The organism is Kribbella koreensis (assembly GCF_039525325.1).
Taxonomy (GTDB): domain Bacteria; phylum Actinomycetota; class Actinomycetes; order Propionibacteriales; family Kribbellaceae; genus Kribbella; species Kribbella koreensis.
The window spans coordinates 665,801-682,277 of sequence record NZ_BAAAHK010000017.1 but is presented as its reverse complement, the minus strand read 5'-3'; the positions used below and the strand labels follow the sequence as shown (position 1 = coordinate 682,277).

The 16,477-nt window shown below is 68.7% G+C and carries 10 protein-coding genes; 6 read left to right on the top strand and 4 right to left on the bottom strand.

The features are described from left to right. Positions 1–866 (bottom strand): aldo/keto reductase (locus tag ABD116_RS32635; protein ID WP_343979224.1); only part of this gene is annotated, 866 nt, incomplete at its 3' end. A 58-nt stretch (positions 867–924) separates the two neighbouring features. On the opposite strand from ABD116_RS32635, the gene pepN reads away from it, so the two are divergent. Continuing rightward, entirely contained in the window at positions 925–3,381 is a 2,457-nt protein-coding gene (gene pepN / locus ABD116_RS32630; RefSeq protein ID WP_343979221.1) for an aminopeptidase N, read from the top strand. Positions 3,382–3,594: 213 nt separating this feature from the next. Further along, on the top strand, positions 3,595–5,019 hold the full coding sequence (sepH, locus tag ABD116_RS32625) for a septation protein SepH (RefSeq protein WP_343979218.1): 1,425 nt from the start codon (positions 3,595–3,597) through the stop codon (positions 5,017–5,019). Between the two features lie 4 nt (positions 5,020–5,023). On the opposite strand, the gene ABD116_RS32620 is transcribed toward sepH, so the two are convergent. After that, the gene (locus ABD116_RS32620) at positions 5,024–6,634 is read right to left on the bottom strand and encodes a flavin-containing monooxygenase (protein ID WP_343979216.1); all 1,611 of its coding nucleotides are present in this window, start codon (positions 6,632–6,634) and stop codon (positions 5,024–5,026) included. A gap of 357 nt (positions 6,635–6,991) precedes the next feature. On the opposite strand from ABD116_RS32620, the gene ABD116_RS32615 reads away from it, so the two are divergent. Continuing rightward, on the top strand, positions 6,992–7,402 hold the full coding sequence (locus ABD116_RS32615; RefSeq protein WP_343979214.1) for a hypothetical protein: 411 nt from the start codon (positions 6,992–6,994) through the stop codon (positions 7,400–7,402). 12 nt (positions 7,403–7,414) lie between these two features. On the opposite strand, the gene ABD116_RS32610 is transcribed toward ABD116_RS32615, so the two are convergent. Together ABD116_RS32610 and ABD116_RS32605 are read right to left on the bottom strand one after the other, a co-directional pair. Further along, complete coding sequence (locus ABD116_RS32610; protein WP_343979211.1) at positions 7,415–9,187, bottom strand: DUF4091 domain-containing protein; 1,773 nt, start codon at positions 9,185–9,187, stop codon at positions 7,415–7,417. After that, positions 9,184–10,449 carry an erythromycin esterase family protein gene (locus ABD116_RS32605; RefSeq protein WP_343979208.1) on the bottom strand — a complete coding sequence of 422 codons (1,266 nt, stop codon included), beginning with the start codon at positions 10,447–10,449 and terminating at the stop codon, positions 9,184–9,186. Before ABD116_RS32605 ends, ABD116_RS32610 begins: the two co-directional genes overlap by 4 nt. 110 nt (positions 10,450–10,559) lie before the next feature. On the opposite strand from ABD116_RS32605, the gene ABD116_RS32600 reads away from it, so the two are divergent. The 3 genes from ABD116_RS32600 (at position 10,560) to ABD116_RS32590 (ending at position 16,466) form a co-directional block, all read left to right on the top strand. Further along, the gene (locus ABD116_RS32600; protein WP_343979205.1) at positions 10,560–14,429 is read left to right on the top strand and encodes a glycosyl hydrolase family 28-related protein; all 3,870 of its coding nucleotides are present in this window, start codon (positions 10,560–10,562) and stop codon (positions 14,427–14,429) included. An 18-nt stretch (positions 14,430–14,447) separates the two neighbouring features. Next, a complete protein-coding gene (locus ABD116_RS32595) occupies positions 14,448–15,542 on the top strand; it encodes a Gfo/Idh/MocA family protein (RefSeq protein WP_343979202.1) in 1,095 nt (364 codons plus the stop codon). A gap of 63 nt (positions 15,543–15,605) precedes the next feature. After that, positions 15,606–16,466 (top strand): sigma-70 family RNA polymerase sigma factor, encoded by an 861-nt coding sequence (locus ABD116_RS32590; protein WP_343979199.1) that lies wholly within the window; start codon positions 15,606–15,608, stop codon positions 16,464–16,466. Positions 16,467–16,477 lie beyond the last annotated feature (11 nt).

Genomic DNA, 16,477 nt, shown 5'->3' with positions numbered 1-16,477 from the left:
TCGGGCCGGGTGGCGCCGGCGATCACCGACGCGACGGTCGGCTGGGCCGCGAGCCCGCCGATGGCGACGTCCAGCAGGGTGAGATCGCGCTCGGCGGCGAACGTCTCGAGCGCCTCGATCTTGTCGAAGTCGGCCCGCGCCAGCCGCTCGGGCTGCTTGGCCAGCCGGGTCCCGGCAGGCGGCTCGGCGCCGCGCTTGTACTTGCCCGTCAGCAGGCCGGCCGCGAGCGGGAAGAACGGCAGTACGCCGATGCCGAGGTGCTCGCAGGCCGGGATCAGCTCGTCCTCGACCTCACGCTCGAGCAGGTTGTACCGGTTCTGCGCGCTGATGAAGTGCTGCGAGCCATTGGTCCGCGCTGCCCAGTCGGCGTCGACCACCTGCCAGCCCGCGAACTGCGAACTGCCCAGATAGCGAACCTTGCCCTCGGCAACCAGTTCGGACAGTGCGGCCAGGGTCTCCTCGATCGGGGTGACCTCGTCCGGCACGTGCAGCTGGTAGAGGTCGATCCAGTCGGTGCCCAGCCGGCGCAGGCTCGACTCGACCGCCTTGCGGATGTACCGGCGGGAGCCGCGGACGCCCCAGTCGGGCCCGTTCTCGCCCTTCATGTCACCGCCGAACTTGGTGGCGATCACCACGTCGTCGCGGCGGGCGCCGAGCGCCTTGCCGAGGATCTCCTCGCTCGACCCGTGCTCGCCGCGGTACACGTCGGCGGTGTCGAACAAGGTGATGCCCGCATCCAGCGCGGCTCCGACGACAGCCTCGGCCTGGCCCGCGTCGATCCGGCCGCCGAAGTTGTTGCAACCCAGGCCGACCACACTCACGGTGAGGCCGGAGTCACCCAGCTGGCGATACTCCATCTCGGTCATGGGCAAACTGTATCGATGCCGCCGCCGTCGGCTGGGACGAGCGCATAGAGTGCTCGGCATGCCGAGCCTCACCGTCGCCGGCGCCCGTACCCGGGCCGCCGCACTCTCCGTTCATTCGTACGACGTCGACCTCGACCTCACCCAGGGCGAGCGGACGTTCGGATCGACCACCAGGATCGTCTTCTCCGCCGCCGAGCAGTCCAGCTGGCTCGACGTGAAACCCGACGAGCTGGTGTCGGTCACGCTGAACGGTCAGCCGGTCGACGTGGCCGGCCTGGCCGACGGCCGGCTCGGCCTGACCGGGCTGCGCGCGGAGAACGAGCTCGTCGTGGTGGCGAAGATGCTGTACTCCAACGACGGCGAGGGCCTGCACCGCAGTGTCGATGCCGCCGACGGGCTGACCTATCTCTACGCGATGTCGTTCCTGGATGCAGCGCCCCGGTTCTTCGCGTGTTTCGACCAGCCCGACCTCAAAGCGCCGTACCGGATGAGCGTGACCACGCCGACGGACTGGATCGTGCTCGGCAACGGCGCGGCCACCCAGGTGTCGCCGGGCCGCTGGGAGCTGGCGGAGACGAAGCCACTCTCGACGTACTTCGTGACGCTGGTCGCCGGGCCGTACCACCAGATCCTCGGTGAGCACGACGGCATCCCGCTCGGGCTCGTCTCGCGGCAGTCGCTGGCCGAGGCACTCGACCGGGAGGCCGAGGACCTGTTCGAGGTGACCGGGCAGGCCTTCGACGAATTCCACCGGCTCTTCGGCTACCGCTACCCGTTCGGTGAGTACCACCAGGCGTTCGTGCCCGAGTTCAACGCCGGCGCGATGGAGAACCCCGGCTGCGTGACGTTCCGCGACCAGATGGTGTTCCGGTCCACGGTGACCGAGGGCGAGCGCAGCAACCGGGCGCGGACCGTCGTGCACGAGATGGCGCATCAGTGGTTCGGCGACACGGTGACCATGCAGTGGTGGAACGACCTCTGGCTGAACGAGTCGTTCGCGGAGTACATGGCCCACCGGGTGGCGACCGCCGCGACGCGCTACACCGACAACTGGATCGACTTCGGGTTCATGCGCAAGTGGTGGGGCCTGCAGGCCGACCAGCGCTCGTCGAGCCACCCGGTCGCCGCCGACGCGGTCAAGGACGCCCTTGCCTCACTCGACGACTTCGACGGCATCTCCTACGCCAAGGGCGCGGCGGTGCTGAAGCAGCTCAACGCCTATCTCGGCGACGAAGTGTTCCTGAACGGTGTCAAGGCGCACATCAACGCGAACGAGTTCGGCAACGCGACCTTCGCCGACCTGGTCGCGAAGTGGACCGAGGCCGGCGCGGTCGGTCTCGACGCGTGGGCCCAGAACTGGCTCCGTACGCCGGGCATGGACACCATCACCGCCGAGCGCACGGCCACCGGCATCAAGCTGCACCGCAAGGCCCCGGCCGCCCACCCGGCCGACCGTCCGCACCAGCTGACCATCGGCGGGTACGACGAGTCCGGCCAGGGCGTGTCCGTACCGGTCCTGCTCGACGCCGATTCGGTCGAGGTCGAGCTGGACCCGTCGATCGCGGTCGTCGTCCCGGACGCGGCCGACGACACCTGGGCGAAGATCCGGTTCGACGCGCAGAGCCTGGGCAAGTTGTCCGCGGTGATGCCGAAGATCGAGGACGGCGTGACCCGCGCGGTCATCCTGAACAGCCTGCGCGACTCGACCGCCGACGCCGAGCTCGACCCGCGGCTCGCCTTCGACGTGGTGCTCGCCGCGCTGCCGGCCGAGACCAACGACATCGCCTTCAGCACGATGGCCGGCTGGGCGACCGCAGTACTCGGCCGGTACCTCCCGGTCGAGCCGTATCGCGCGCGGCTGGCCGCCGTACTGACCGAGCGCCTTCAGTCCGCGCCGGCCGGGAGCAGCCTGCAACTCGCGGTCGCGCGGCGCGTGGTCGCGGCGACCGATGACGTGCAGCTGCTGAACGGGTGGCTCGCGGGCGACGGCGTACCGGACGGGCTGGCAGTCGATGCCGAGCTGCGCTGGGTGATCACGCTCCAGCTGGCGGCGCTCGGGGCGATCGATGACGCCGGGATCGACGCGGAGCTGGCTCGGGACGCGTCGTCGGAAGGTGCCGTGCACGCGACCCGATGCCGCGCCGCGCTGCCGACGGCCGAGGCGAAGGAACGGGCCTGGGCACAGATCAGCACCGACGCCGACATCGCCAACTACGAGCTCTACGCGGCGTGCGAGGGGTTCTGGCATCACTCGCAGATCGAGCTCACGGCGCCGTACGTGGACCGGTACTTCGCGGAGATCGCGGGCACCGAGAAGCTGCGCTCGGGCTGGGTGGTCGCGCGGACCGCGCTGCTGGCGTTCCCGATCTACGCGATCGACGAACGGGTCGCCGAGCTGGCGGCCGGGCTGGTCGCCGACGAGGATGTCCCGGCCGGGATCCGGCGGGCGGTCGGGGATCACCACGACGACCTGCTCCGCGCGCTCGCGGTGCGGGCGGCGTACCCGCTCGGCTGAGATGGGAACCGACCGGTTTGCGTCACCTCGGTGTCGTGATCACTGGCGGTTGTGACTAGTGTGACTGATGTGACGACAAGGACCCTTCTGAGCAGGCAGAATGGGGTTTTGTGACGCAACCTCCACACTGATCGGCGGGCACGGCGCGCCGGTCTTGGTCGAGGCGCAGGTATCGGGAGAGACTGTTCAGAACCGCACAGGAGAACATAGGCAATGCGCGAGGCGAGGCTCGTCGGTCTGAGCCAGGATGGCAAACAGCTCATCCTGGCGCTGGCAGAGACGGGTGAGGAGTTCGCCGTCCCGGTCGACGACCGGTTGCGTGCGGCCCTGCGCGGCGACCGTGCCCGACTCGGCCAGCTGGAGATTCAAATGGAGAGCGCGCTCCGCCCACGAGACATCCAGGCCAGGATCCGGGCCGGCGAGAGTCCCGAGGCGGTCGCTGCCGTCGCGCAGATGCCGATGGAGCGGGTGATGGCGTTCGCCGGTCCCGTGCTGGCCGAGCGCGATCACGTCGCGAGCCTTGCCCAGCGCGCGTCCGTCCGCCGTCGTGGCGGTGGCGACGCCCCGACCCGCAACCTCGGTGCGTGGGTGACCGAGCGGCTGCGGATCCGTGGCGTCGACCCGGCGTCGGCCGAGTGGGACGCCTGGCGGCGCGACGACGGCCGGTGGGCCGTGCGCGTTTCGTACTTCGTCGAGGAGAACGACGAGAAGGTCGCGATGTTCGCCTACGACGCTCCGGGGCGGTATGCGGTCCCGGACGACGACGAGGCGCGCTGGCTGGTCGGAGAGCAGGCGCAGGTGATCGCGCCGCAGCCGACCTCGGAGCGCCGGCTCACCGCGGTGGCCGACTTCGATCTGAGTCTGGCGCCTGATCACGGGGCCGACAGCTATGAGGCCGGCTTCGAGGACACGATCAGTCTGCCGCGCGGTCGCGCGGCCCAGGCGGATCGGGACGCGAACCGGGACACGGGACGTGGGTTCGGGCGCGACCCGGAGTACGGCACCGCTCGTGACGTGGAGCGCGGCCCGCGCCGGGTGCACTCGGTGCCGAGCCCCGACGAAGAGCCGACCCTGATCGACGTACCGATCGAGCCCCCGCCAACCCTGCGCCCCGCAGTCCGCGCGGTCGAACGCCCCGCCCAGCTCCCAGTCGAGGCCCCGCCGCTCTCTTCCCCGGAGGAACGCGCCGCCGCCCCCGAAAACCGCTTCACCGAACGCCGCATGCCACCCCCCGACCGTCCGGCACCGGCCGAGCAGCCACCGGCTGCCCGTGAGGCCGCGCGACCTGCCGAGCCTCGGCGGGATGCGCCCCGTCCTGCTGATCCGCGGCCGGCTGCGCGCGAGTCCGGGCCGGCCGAAGGCCACGGCCTGGGTGGTGGACGTCCGGCGGCGCCGAAGCCTGCGGATCCCCGGCGTTCGACCGAGCCTGTTGGTGGACAGCCCGCTGGGCAGCCCGGTCCCGCTCAGCCAGCCGCCGGCCAGGCAGCTCCTGGGCAGGCGCCCGCAGCTGAGCCGGCCGGCGCGGCGCCGGCTGCTGAGGCTCCGGCTGAGGAGAAGAAGAAGCCGGCTAAGCGGGGGTCGAAGCGGGCCAGTGTGCCTAGCTGGGACGAGATCATGTTCGGCAAGAAGGCCGACTGAGCTGTCAGCTGAGGTGGAAGCCTCGGTAGTTGTCGGCGACGATTTCGGCGCAGATCTGGCGGTACTGCGGGACGCCGCCGAGGTAGACCATGCACACGCGCGGCTTGCCTTCGATGTTTGCGCCCATGTACCAGGAGTCGGTCTGCGGTAGGAGGGTCTGCTCGGCGATCGCGAGGGTCTGCTCGATCCAGTCGGTCTCCGCCTCGGCGGACGGTTCGATCGTGGTCAGGCCGTCGGCGCGCAGATGGCTGATGCTGTCCGCGATCCAGTCGACGTGGTCTTCGACGGCCAGCGGGCCGTTGTAGAGGACCGAGGGGCTTTGTGGGCCGGTGACCAGGTACAGGTTCGGGAAGCCGTTAACCATCAGGCCTAGGTAGGTTCGCGGCCCTTCGGACCAGTGCTCCGTCAGTGCCTTGCCGTCGCGGCCGCGGATGCCGAGGCGTAGTACCGGCCCGGTCATCGCGTCGAAGCCGGTCGCGAGCACGACCGCGTCGAACTCGCGGACACCGTCGGACGTCTCGATCCCCTTGGCGGTGAACCGCTCGAGCGGCTCGCGTCGCAGGTCGACGAGCTGGACGTTGGGGCGGTTGAACGTCTCGTAGTAGTTGGTCTCCAGCGGCGGCCGCTTGGTGCCGTACGGATAGCCGGTCGGTGTGAGCAGCTCGGCGATCGCCGGATCGGTGACCCGCTCGCGGATCTTGTCCCGGATGAACTCTGCCGCGGTCTCGTTCGCGACCGGATCGACCAGCAGGTCCTGATAGCTGTCGAGGAACAGCCGGAACCCGCCCTGCGACCAGCGCGCCTCGAACGTCTGGCGCCGTTCGGCCGGGCTCACCGCCAGCGCGGACGGCTGGGACTGCTCGTAGGGGAAGCCGCCGAAGTTCGCCCGGGAGCGCTCGCGCAGCTTGGCGTAGTTGGGTTTGAGTTGCTGCTGCAACTCATGGTCCATCGGTCCGTTGCCGATCGGCGTGGCGTAGTTCGGGGTGCGCTGGAAGACGGTCAGTTCCAGAGCCTGGGCGGCGAGCTCGGGGATCAACTGCGTGCCGCTGGCGCCGGTACCGATGACGGCGACCCGCTTGCCGGTGAAGTCGACGCCCTCATGCGGCCAGGCCGAGCTGGTGTAGACCTCACCCTCGTAGTCGTCGAGTCCGACCAGGCCAGGATCCTTGGCGACCGACAGATTGCCCGCGGCGGCGACGAAGTGCTGCGCGGTGAAGGTGCCGTTGGTCGTGTTGATCGACCAGCCGTCGCCGGTGAACTCGGCCGACTCGACCACGGTGCTGAAGGCGATGTCGCGCCGCAGGTCGAACCGGTCGGCGACGTGGTTGAGGTAGCGCAGGATCTCCGGCTGGCCGGCGAACCGCTCGGTCCACACCCACTCCTGCTGCAGCTCCTCGGAGAACGAGTACGAGTAGTTGAAGCTCTCGATGTCGCAGCGCGCGCCGGGATAGCGGTTGTAGTACCAGGTCCCGCCGACGTCCCCGGCCTGCTCGATCACGCGCACCCGCAACCCGAGCTGGTCGCGGAACTTGTGCAGGGCGTACAGGCCGGCGAATCCGGCGCCGACGACGACCACGTCGTAGTGCTGGGCTGTGCTGGGTGAATCGGTGGGCATCGGCGGATTCCTGCCTCTCGGTGAGCTCTGTTCCGACGACCGTAGGCAGGGTGCGGGAGTGATTCCGCGGTTCTGCGCGGAGTACTGACCGAACAGCCGGCGGGTCTGCCCGCCCGGATCTGCCTGACCAGGCAACCGCCCCGCCTTCGCCAGCAGCTATCGCGCACAGCTCGTGGACAGTTGTCTCAGATAGCGGGCGATGTTTGGCAGCGCCGGGTGACGTCTGCCATAGTCTCCGCATGCGAATCCCGCTGTGTTGTCGCTGTTGTTGTCGCTGACGCGCGCCGTCTGAGGCGCACGAGGCCCTGCCCTTTTCCCAGGCCCGCCCGCCGACACCAGCCACACAGGATTCCTTCGATGAACCTCTCTGCTCTGTCCGACCTCCTTGCCGCCCGCGGTCTGCGACTGCTGCCCGGCTCCCACCCGGTGCCCGTCGAGCTGCTCGTTCAGTTGCCCGATGCAACGATCGCGCGGTTCACCGCCCGCGGTACGACGCTGCGCCTGCGGCACTACTCCCCCGACGCCCTGACGTCGATCACGATCGCCCCCGAATGCGGCTGCGGTGACCACCACCCGCAGACCGGCCCGGACCGCGTCACCCTGAGCGCCTTCGCGCAGCCGCTGTCCGAGCACGTCCTGGACGGCGAACTGGTCTTCGGCTGGACCGGCTACGAGGCCGGCGCCCTCCGCCTCCCGGACGCCCTCCCCCACTTCTTCACCCTGCTCCCCCTCCTGGAGCCCACCCGCACCCTCGTCAGCGTCGCCTGAGCCTGACGGCTTTCAGCTTCGGGCCGCGATGGATTGGGCGAGTTTTAGGCGGGCTTGTTCGTAGGGGTTGGCTTGTTGGGGGTAAGAGACGCTCGGGCCGGCTTCGTCGAGGACTGCGGGGACGATCTGGTCGACTGTTTGGTCGACCAGGTGGTGGAGGCCGAGGTTGCGGGCCATGGTCAGGTACAGGTGGTCCTGGATGCCTCGGCGGAAGTTGGCCAGCTGGATCGTGGAGATGGGGCCGGCGATGCCTCGGTCCTGGTCGGGGTAGATGAGGTCTTCGCCGGGGTACATCAGGACACCGTCGCCGTTGGCCCACCAGCCGCGTTTGTTGTAGAAGGTGACCGGGTCGAGCCAGACGTTCTGGTTGCGCTCGCGGCCTGGCAGGACCTGCCGGTTGTGGCGCCAGTGGTTGGTGTGCCAGTAGAAGTACGTCGAGACGTTGTGCTTGAACGCGGCCCAGAGGTTGGCGCGTGGGTCGGTGGCCGGTGATTCGATCACCACCGAGCCGACGTTCGGGCGCTGGCCGTTGTAGAACCACATGTCCCGGCCATCCTTGCGAAGCGTCGCAGCGGCTTTGGAGTCGTACAGGTCGGCGACGGTCGCCCAGATGTCGATCGCCTTGTTCGGCCCGTCCAGCGCGGCGTCGTAGGCGTGCGTGGTGAAGATCGGCAGGGGCGCGCCCGATGCCCGGACGGCCGAGGACAGCGAGCGGATGTAGTCGTAATCCTCGGCGCTGGGCTCGTCAGGCATGTAGACGAAGGTCCTCTTGCCCGGCAGGTTCTTCGACAGCCAGTCGGTCCAGAGCGGAGCGTTGGCCTTCGCCTTCTCAAGGGTGTCGAAGTCGGGCTCCGGGCCGTAGAAGGTGCGCGGGATCAGGGTGTTCCCAACGCCTTCGCCAGGGCCTTCGTACCCGTTTGCCTTCGTGAAGTCCGTACCGGTGAAGCGAGACCGGGCAGCGGTGGCGGTAGCGATGTCATAGGCATCCACGAACTCGACCCGGTGGCGGTGGGCGAAGCGGTGGAACACCGGGTCCAGATTGCGGCCGTACCGCAGCTCGACCTGCGAACTCTCGAAGTAGAACATCGCGTTGATGCTGTTCTCGTCAGGCAGCGTGAAAGGAAAGACCGTCAGCTCGACCGGCACCATCCGGACCTGATCATCGGCGCGTACCTCGATGCGACCGCGGTAGACGCCCGCCGGTGCGCGCCGCGGAATGTAGATGTCGAACCAGAAAGCCTGATTGCGAGCGGCCGGTACGGCGAGCGGGAATCCACCCTGCGCCGCGTTCTCCGGGACGAGCTGGACCGGCTTGGGTCCCAGCGGATCCGGCGGTTCGGCCGGTGAGTCGCGCAGGTAGATCCAGTCCGCGTTGGACCGCTCGGCAATGGTCATGTACCGCTCGGAGAAGACCTGGATCTGCCGACCGACCGTGTCGGTCGGATCCGCCACCGGCGGCGCATACCGGATCACTCCCGGCCCACCGACCTGCCGCAGGATCGGGAGCCGAACGGACAGAGCGCCGATGCCTGCCGCGCCGGCCTCCGCGACGAGCTGAAACGCGACCACCTCGTTGCGCGCCCCGAAGGTCCGGGCAGTATGGCCGTCCCACGCGCTGTTGCGACGCTTGTGAGGATTCGCGAGGTCGTCGGCGTCGACCTTCTCGCCGTCACTCACCGCCCACAACGCAGCAAGTGGCTTGGCGTGCGGCTTCACCACCAGTGGCACCGCCGCCGAGAGGCTCGCCGCGAACAGCGATCGGCGGGACAGCGCCAGCCGCGTCACTGCGCCGGCACAGTTTCGGGTAGCGGGACCGACGGAGTAGAGGTCGCCACGTAGATCAAACCGTCGTACTCCCGGGTCAGCAGAGTCGGCGTGAACTGCATCCGGTACGTCCAGCGCTGCACGTACGCGCCGAAGCTCCGGAACATCTGCGGCTCGGCCAGCCACCGCTTCACCGGCTCCGGCGCGTCCTCGGAACCACGCAGGTTCAGCCAGTGATCACCCGGACTCGCCGCCGCCAACTGACCTTCCAGCGCATTGAAGCCACCCCGATCGATGCTGTTGGCAACGACCGGACCGTCCATCGGCCCTGGCCACGGACCGGGCCGCAGCCGGCGAGCGCGAAACGCGCCGGAGCCGAACAACAGCGCCAACGCGTAGTACTCCGCCCCGAACCGCTCCCGCAGATGCTGTCCCATCGGCCGCAGCTCCGCCGACTGCCGGCTGGCCGCGAGATGACCGTTGTGCGCCCACACCGCGATCCGCCGCTGCGGATCCTCGTCGGCCAGCCGCCCGACCGCCTCGGCCATGTAGGCGTCCCGGACCGCGAACAGCGTCTCCGCCGGATTCTTGTTCTCCTTCGCCCGGGACACCAGGTCGCCGGCCCGCTCGAGAATCCGGGCATGGTTCAGTACGTCCGCGTCAGCACCCTTGGCTTCCAGGAACGGAATCAGCTGCTGAGCCTCCCGCACCACCAACTGATCCTTGTCCGGCACCGAACCGGGTTGGGCATCAGACAGATACCCGAAGCCCTCCTCGAAGGCCGCCAGCCGGTCAGGCACCGACGAGGCCAGGAACTCCCGTACCGCCGCGACCGACGCCGAGCACCGCTGCGGGTCGATCCCCGCGAAGCGAACCTGCTCAGCCGCCGGCCGTCCCGAGTTATAGGTCCGCATCCACTCGACCAGCGCGACGACCTCCTCGGTTTGCCAGGTCCAGAAGCCGAGCCCAGTCACCGCGGTCGCCGCGTCGCCGACACCATCGCGTACATACGCGTCGACGGCCGGCGCGGCCGATTCGCTCGCCTCCATCGCCAGCACGGAGTACCCGAGCTCGGTGACCAGGTACTCGAAGAGGCGGTGCTTCAGCTGGAAGAACTCGCGGGTGCCGTGGGTGGCCTCCCCCATCCCGAGCACCCTCACGTCGCCCAGCGCCTCGCCCAATGGGGCCAGATCCTCGGTGGAGGACCCCGCGACCAGGCTGGTCAGCGGGCGCGCAGTACCGGACAGCCACTGCTGGATCTCGGGGAAGCTTTCGTTGGGCACGGAAAAAGCCTATCCAGCCGACCGGAGACACGGACTCTTGAATAAGTAACACGCATGGTTTAACTTACACGCACCCTTGCTCCTGGGCCCGCCACCTGGAGGTTCCTGTCATGTCTTCAAGACGCCTGCTAGCGGGTCTGTTGCCCGCTCTCCTGCTGGGCGGCGCGCTCGTCGCGACCCCCGCGCACGCGGCAACCATGTATCCGAGCGGGGTCGGCGCCGACCTCGGTGCCACTCCGACGACGCTGGGTGTGAAGCCGTCCGCCGGCGCGGATCCGGCCGGTCTGCGGACCGGTACGGAGCAAGGCCGTACGTTCTGGCGCACTGACCAGGCCGCCGACACCAGCTACTTCACCTTCGATGTCGACGGCGACTACGTCGGCGAGCTGAACACCGATGACGTCGTCGTCACCGTGACCTATCTCGACAGCGGCACGGGCACTCTGCAGCTCCAGTACGACGCGGCCGCCGACCCGGCCGCGCACGCCGACAACGTCCAACTGAAGAACACCGGCACCTGGCAGACCGGTACGTTCGCGCTGAACGACATCGAATTCGCCAACCGCCTCGGTGGCGGCGACCTGCGGTTGCAGGGCAGCGAGGACATCACCGTCGCGGGCCTGCGGATCAGTACTGCGGGAGCGACCGTCGACCTCGGCGCGTCCCCGGCCCAGAACGGCATCACCCCGCGGCCTGGTGACCGTGGGGAGAACCTGATCACCGGCGTCCAGGACGGCCGGTCCTACTGGCAGACCGACCGGACAGCGCCGTCGCCCGGGATGAACTTCTTCTACCTGAACGTCTCGGACACCTACCTCTACGACAACCGCAACCTCGTGCTGGTCAGCATCGACTACTTCGACGAGGGCAACGGCCAGTTCGGGCTGCACTACGACTCCCCCGGCACGACGATCCCGGAGATGTTCAAGAACTCGCCGGTCGTCACCTACGGCAACACCAAGACCTGGAAGACCTACACGTTCGCGCTGACCGACGCGATCATGACGAACCGGTCCAACGGGTCGGACTTCCGGATCCACATCGGTGACGGCGCGGTCGATCTCAAGGTCGCGGCGGTCCGGGTGGCGAAGGTGGCCACCATTCTCGACGTCACCGAAGGGCTGAACGACCTGATCGACGAGGCAGCCCGGGTGCAGAAGGCCGCCCGGGAAGGATCGCGCGACGGCCAGTTCCCGGCCGGCAGCCGCGCGAGCTTCCTGCAGGCGATCAACGACGCCCGTACGGTCGCCACGACGCCGGGCGTCACCGACGTACAGGTGAAGGCGGCGCTGCAGGCTCTGCAGACCAAGCTCAATGCCTTCAACGCCTCGATCGTCGACACGAACTTCGCCGCAACCGGTACTGCGAGCGCCAGCAGCGGCGCCAACGCGGGGAACGTCAACGACGGCAACCACCAGAGCACCTGGACGAGCGGTCCCGGAGACTCCTGGTTGCAGCTGGATCTGGGGACGAAGCGTGCGGTCAACGACGTCCGGGTCGAATGGGGTCCGGTCTCCTCGCCCGACTACACCGTGCAGGTCTCGGATGACGGCGTTGCGTTCACGACGGTCGGCCGGACTGGCTCGCCGGGTGCCAACCAGTTCAGCAAGACCCGCTTCGCGACCGTGCAGGCTCGGTATGTCCGGGTCGCCCTGACCGGTGCCGACAACTACACGGTGAAGGAACTGCAGCTGCGCGAGTCGCCGGTCGTGGTGCCCAAGCCGAAGCTGGTCGACACCGGCAACCCGACGGAGGACCTGGTCGTCGCCGACTTCGACGCGATCGAGTTCGGCGCGGACCGTACCGGCGTGAAGGACTCGACGAAGGCGATTCAGAACGCCATCTACGCCTGCGTCGACGCGGGCGGCGGCACGATCTGGCTGCCTGCGGGCAAGTACCGGGTCACCGACACCGTCGAGGTGCACGCGTTCTGCACCCTGCGCGGCGACCGTCGAGACCCGGACAAGCCCGGTAATCACCACGGCGACTACGGCACCACCGTCATCGCGGACATTGCCTCAGGCAACGATGGCCCGGCGTTGTTCCGGATCGGTGGCTCGGCCGGCGTGATCGGCGTGACGACGTACTACCCGCGCCAGAGCGCCACGACGCCGATCCCGTACGGCTACACCTTCGAGATCCCCGGCGGCGCCTGGATCGGCAACGAGAACTACATGATGTCGACCGTCTCCGACGTCACCATGCTCAACTCGTACCGCGGGATCGGGATCAGCACCTTCCCCAACGACCACGGCAACGCGCCGAGCTCCGGCCAGGTGCACGAGTCGACGACGATCCGCAACATCCGGGGAACCGCTCTCTTCGAAGGCGCCCGCGCCTACAACGGCGCTGACGTCGGCACCTGGGAGAACGTGACCTTCAGCAACGCGTACTGGGCTGCGGCGCGCGACTTCAACCCGCCGGCCCGTGCGATGCTCGATGCCTGGACCCGGGCCAACGGCACCGGCCTGGTGCTCGGCGACCTCGAGTGGGACCAGTTCCACAAGATCACGCTCTCCGACTACAAGGTCGGCATCCATGTCGTCGCCGGGCAGCGCGCGCAGTTCACCGGGAGCTTCCTGCAGCCCGATGTCCAGCGCACCGGTACGGCGCTCAAGGTCGACGTGATGGACGACCGGTGGGGTCTCACCCTCGCCGGCGGCCGTCTCGAGGGCGACCAGGGAATTCAGAACGACTCCCGCGGCTATGTGAAGGTCACCGGCACGACAGTCACCGGGACAGTTGCGGGGATCGTGCACCGGATGGTCGGTGTCGCTCCGACCTACACGGCCAAAGCACTCCCCAGCCCGGCAGAGGATGCTCTGTATGTCGCAGACGCACCGCACGGGGTCGGCTACCTCCCGGCGGCGGACGCGACGAGCGCAGTACAGAAGACGCTGGACAAGGCCGGTCGAGCGGGCGGCGGGATCGTCTATCTCCCGGCCGGCTGGTACCGGATCAGCACGCACCTCACCATCCCCGCGAAGGTCGAGTTGCGCGGCGCATCCGCTGTCCCGAACCGCGATCAGGGCGGCAACAGCGGAGGTACGGTCCTGCACGCCTTCGAGGGACGGGCAACGGCCGCTCCCGACACGGCAACCGCGCTGCTCACTTTGGATGGCAAGAAGGCCGGCGTCCGCGGGCTGCGGGTCTTCTATCCCGAGCAGAACCCGGGCAAGGCCGAGGGCGTCGTTCCCTACCCGTACGCCGTGCGCGGCAAGGGCGCCTCGACCTACGTCATCAACGCCGGGTTCCCGAACGCATGGAACGGCGTCGACTTCACGACGTTCCGCAACGACGGGTTCGTGGTCCGCAAGATCGCCGGCGCCTTCTTCGACCACGCGATCGCCGTCGGCCACAGTACCGGCGGGCGGATCGAGGGCGTGCTGTCCAACGGCAACGCGGTCACCCGGATCGGCTACCAGCAGCCGAACTGGATGAACGAGGGCAGCATCTTCGAGCTGGTGATCGACAAGTACATGCGCAAGACGGCCAAGATCGTCACCGTCGACGGCGCGACCGGCCTGACGCTGTTCAACGTGTTCGCCTACGGATTCCACGACGGGCTGGTCGTCAACGACGGTCAGGTCGACGCGTTCAACCTGGGCACCGACAACCTCGGCGGCGACGGCTTCACGGTGAAGGTGGTCAAGGGTGACGTCGAGGCGACCAACCTGGCCCGCTACAACGGCGCGACCAGCACCGGGCCGGTGACGCTGCACAACGTGATGGTGATCAACGTCGTCCAGCGGCACGTCTCGGTCGCGACGGCCGGTCACGGCACCGCGACGATCGCCGGGAACGAGTCGGAACCGGGAACGTACGAGGTCGGCGCGCAGGTGACCGTGACAGCGACGCCAGCGTCGGATAGCGTTTTCCAGAACTGGACCGTGGGCGGCGTGGTGGTCTCGACCGACGCGTCGTACTCCTTCGGGGTGACCGCGGACCAGGTACTGACGGCGAACTTCGCACCGAGGTAGAACGACCGAAAGGGCGAGATGTCTGACTCGACGAACACACACCAGGTCGCCATCGTGGGCTGCGGGATCATCGGCCGCACCCACGCCGACACCATCGCGGCCCGGCCGGATGCCTCGGTCACCGCACTGGTCGACGGCGACACCGCTGCCGCCGAAGCACTGGCCGTCCGGCTGAGGGAGGCCGGGCAGCCGGAGCCGAAGGTGTACGGCGATCTCGGTGCGGCCCTGTCGGGTTCGGACATCTCGCTGGTCGCGATCTGCACGCCGAGCGGCACGCACGCCGCGCTCGCCGAGCAGGCGCTCAACGAGAAGAAGCACGTCGTGATCGAGAAGCCGCTCGACGTCGACCTCCCCCGGGCCCGCCGTCTCGGCGCGGCGGCCACCCGGGCGGCCGGCCACGGCGTCGTCTCGTCGGTGATCAGCCAGCACCGGTTCGACCCGGGCAGCGCCCAGGTCTCCGAGGCGATCAAGGCCGGCCGCTTCGGCCAGCTCACCTCAGCCGTCGCGACGGTCGCCTGGTGGCGGAGCGACGAGTACTACGCCTCCGCCGGCTGGCGCGGCACCTGGGCCCAGGACGGCGGCGGCGCACTCATGAACCAGGGCGTCCACACGGTCGACCTGCTGCTATGGTTCATGGGCCGCCCGGTCAACATCCAGGCCCAGGCGCTCCGCGCGGCCCACCACGAGATCGAGGTCGAGGACACCGTCGTCGCGACCCTGACCTTCGAGAACGGCTCGGTCGCCACCCTGCATGCGACGACAGCGGCTTTCCCCGGCGGCCGGACCCGCGTATCGGTCCACGGCACAGAGGGCGGCGCGGAGGTCGAGGACGACCTGCTCCGCCGCTTCAACGTGGACGGCTCGAAGGACGACCAGCCCATCGACGCCGAGCGGCCGGGCGGTCACGTCGCGCAGTACGAGGACATCTTCAGCGCCATCGGCAACGGCGAACAGCCCGGTATCACCGTCCACGACGCGATCGACGCGCTCGCGACCGTCCGCGCGGTCTACATCGCCTCGACCCTGCAGCGCCCGGTCAAGTTCGTCGACGTCCTCGAAGGCCGCTACGACGACGTCGACGTCAGCCGCGGAATCCGGCTGCCACCGGCCTGAGTGTCACACTTCGGCCGTCGGCACAGTCAGACAGGTGACGGTGCCGACGAGCTGAGGATGCTGATGAACGACAACGAGTGGCTGGCCCATCGGTTCGAGGAGCAGCGGGCGCAACTGCGCGGGGTGGCCTACCGGATGCTCGGATCCGGCGCTGAGGCCGATGACGCCGTACAGGAAGCCTGGCTTCGGCTGAATCGGGCTGGTGCGGATGGGATCGACAACCTCGGTGGCTGGCTGACGACTGTGGTGTCGCGGATCTGCCTCGATCAGCTGCAGGCTCGGCGGGTACGGCACGAGCGGTCGCTTGAGGAGGCGCCACCTGCGCTCAGTGTTGTAGACCCGGAGCGCGAGGCGCTGCTCGCTGACTCGGTTGGGGTTGCGTTGCTGGTCGTACTGGAGACGCTGACTCCGGCTGAGCGGCTGACGTTCGTGTTGCATGACCTGTTCGCGGTGCCGTTCGAGGAGATCGCGCCGATCGTGGATCGTACGCCGGTAGCCGCGAGGCAACTCGCCAGCCGTGCTCGGCGCCGGGTCCAGGGCCGGGCAACCGTCGCCGAGGCCGATCAGGTCGCTCAACGCGAGGTTATCGAAGCCTTCCTGACCGCAGCCCGTGAGGGTGACTTCGAGGCGTTGCTCGAGGTGCTCGACCCCGAGGTGCTCGTCCGCACCGACATCGGCGGAGTCACCCGCGCGATCCGCGGCGCGAAGAGTGCCGCTAGTGGTGCGCTCGCCGCGGCGGCAGCCAGTGCGCCGTCGGCTCACCTGGCGTTGGTCGACGGCGCTGTCGGGTTCGTGGTCGCACCCGCGGGTCACCTGGAACGGGCCATCCGCTTCACGATCGACGGCCGCACGATCCGCGAGATCGACATCGTGACGGATCCTGCGCGGCTGGAGCAGCTGGACCTTGCAGTCCTCACCGTCTGACTGGCGGCGAG

Excerpts from the sequence above, each read along its gene's own strand:
- pepN (WP_343979221.1), top strand. The coding sequence starts at position 925 with ATGCCGAGCCTCACCGTCGCCGGCGCCCGTACCCGGGCCGCCGCACTC.
- sepH (WP_343979218.1), top strand. The coding sequence starts at position 3,595 with ATGCGCGAGGCGAGGCTCGTCGGTCTGAGCCAGGATGGCAAACAGCTC.
- ABD116_RS32620 (WP_343979216.1), bottom strand. The coding sequence starts at position 6,634 with ATGCCCACCGATTCACCCAGCACAGCCCAGCACTACGACGTGGTCGTC.
- ABD116_RS32615 (WP_343979214.1), top strand. The coding sequence starts at position 6,992 with ATGAACCTCTCTGCTCTGTCCGACCTCCTTGCCGCCCGCGGTCTGCGA.
- ABD116_RS32600 (WP_343979205.1), top strand. The coding sequence starts at position 10,560 with ATGTCTTCAAGACGCCTGCTAGCGGGTCTGTTGCCCGCTCTCCTGCTG.
- ABD116_RS32595 (WP_343979202.1), top strand. The coding sequence starts at position 14,448 with ATGTCTGACTCGACGAACACACACCAGGTCGCCATCGTGGGCTGCGGG.
- ABD116_RS32590 (WP_343979199.1), top strand. The coding sequence starts at position 15,606 with ATGAACGACAACGAGTGGCTGGCCCATCGGTTCGAGGAGCAGCGGGCG.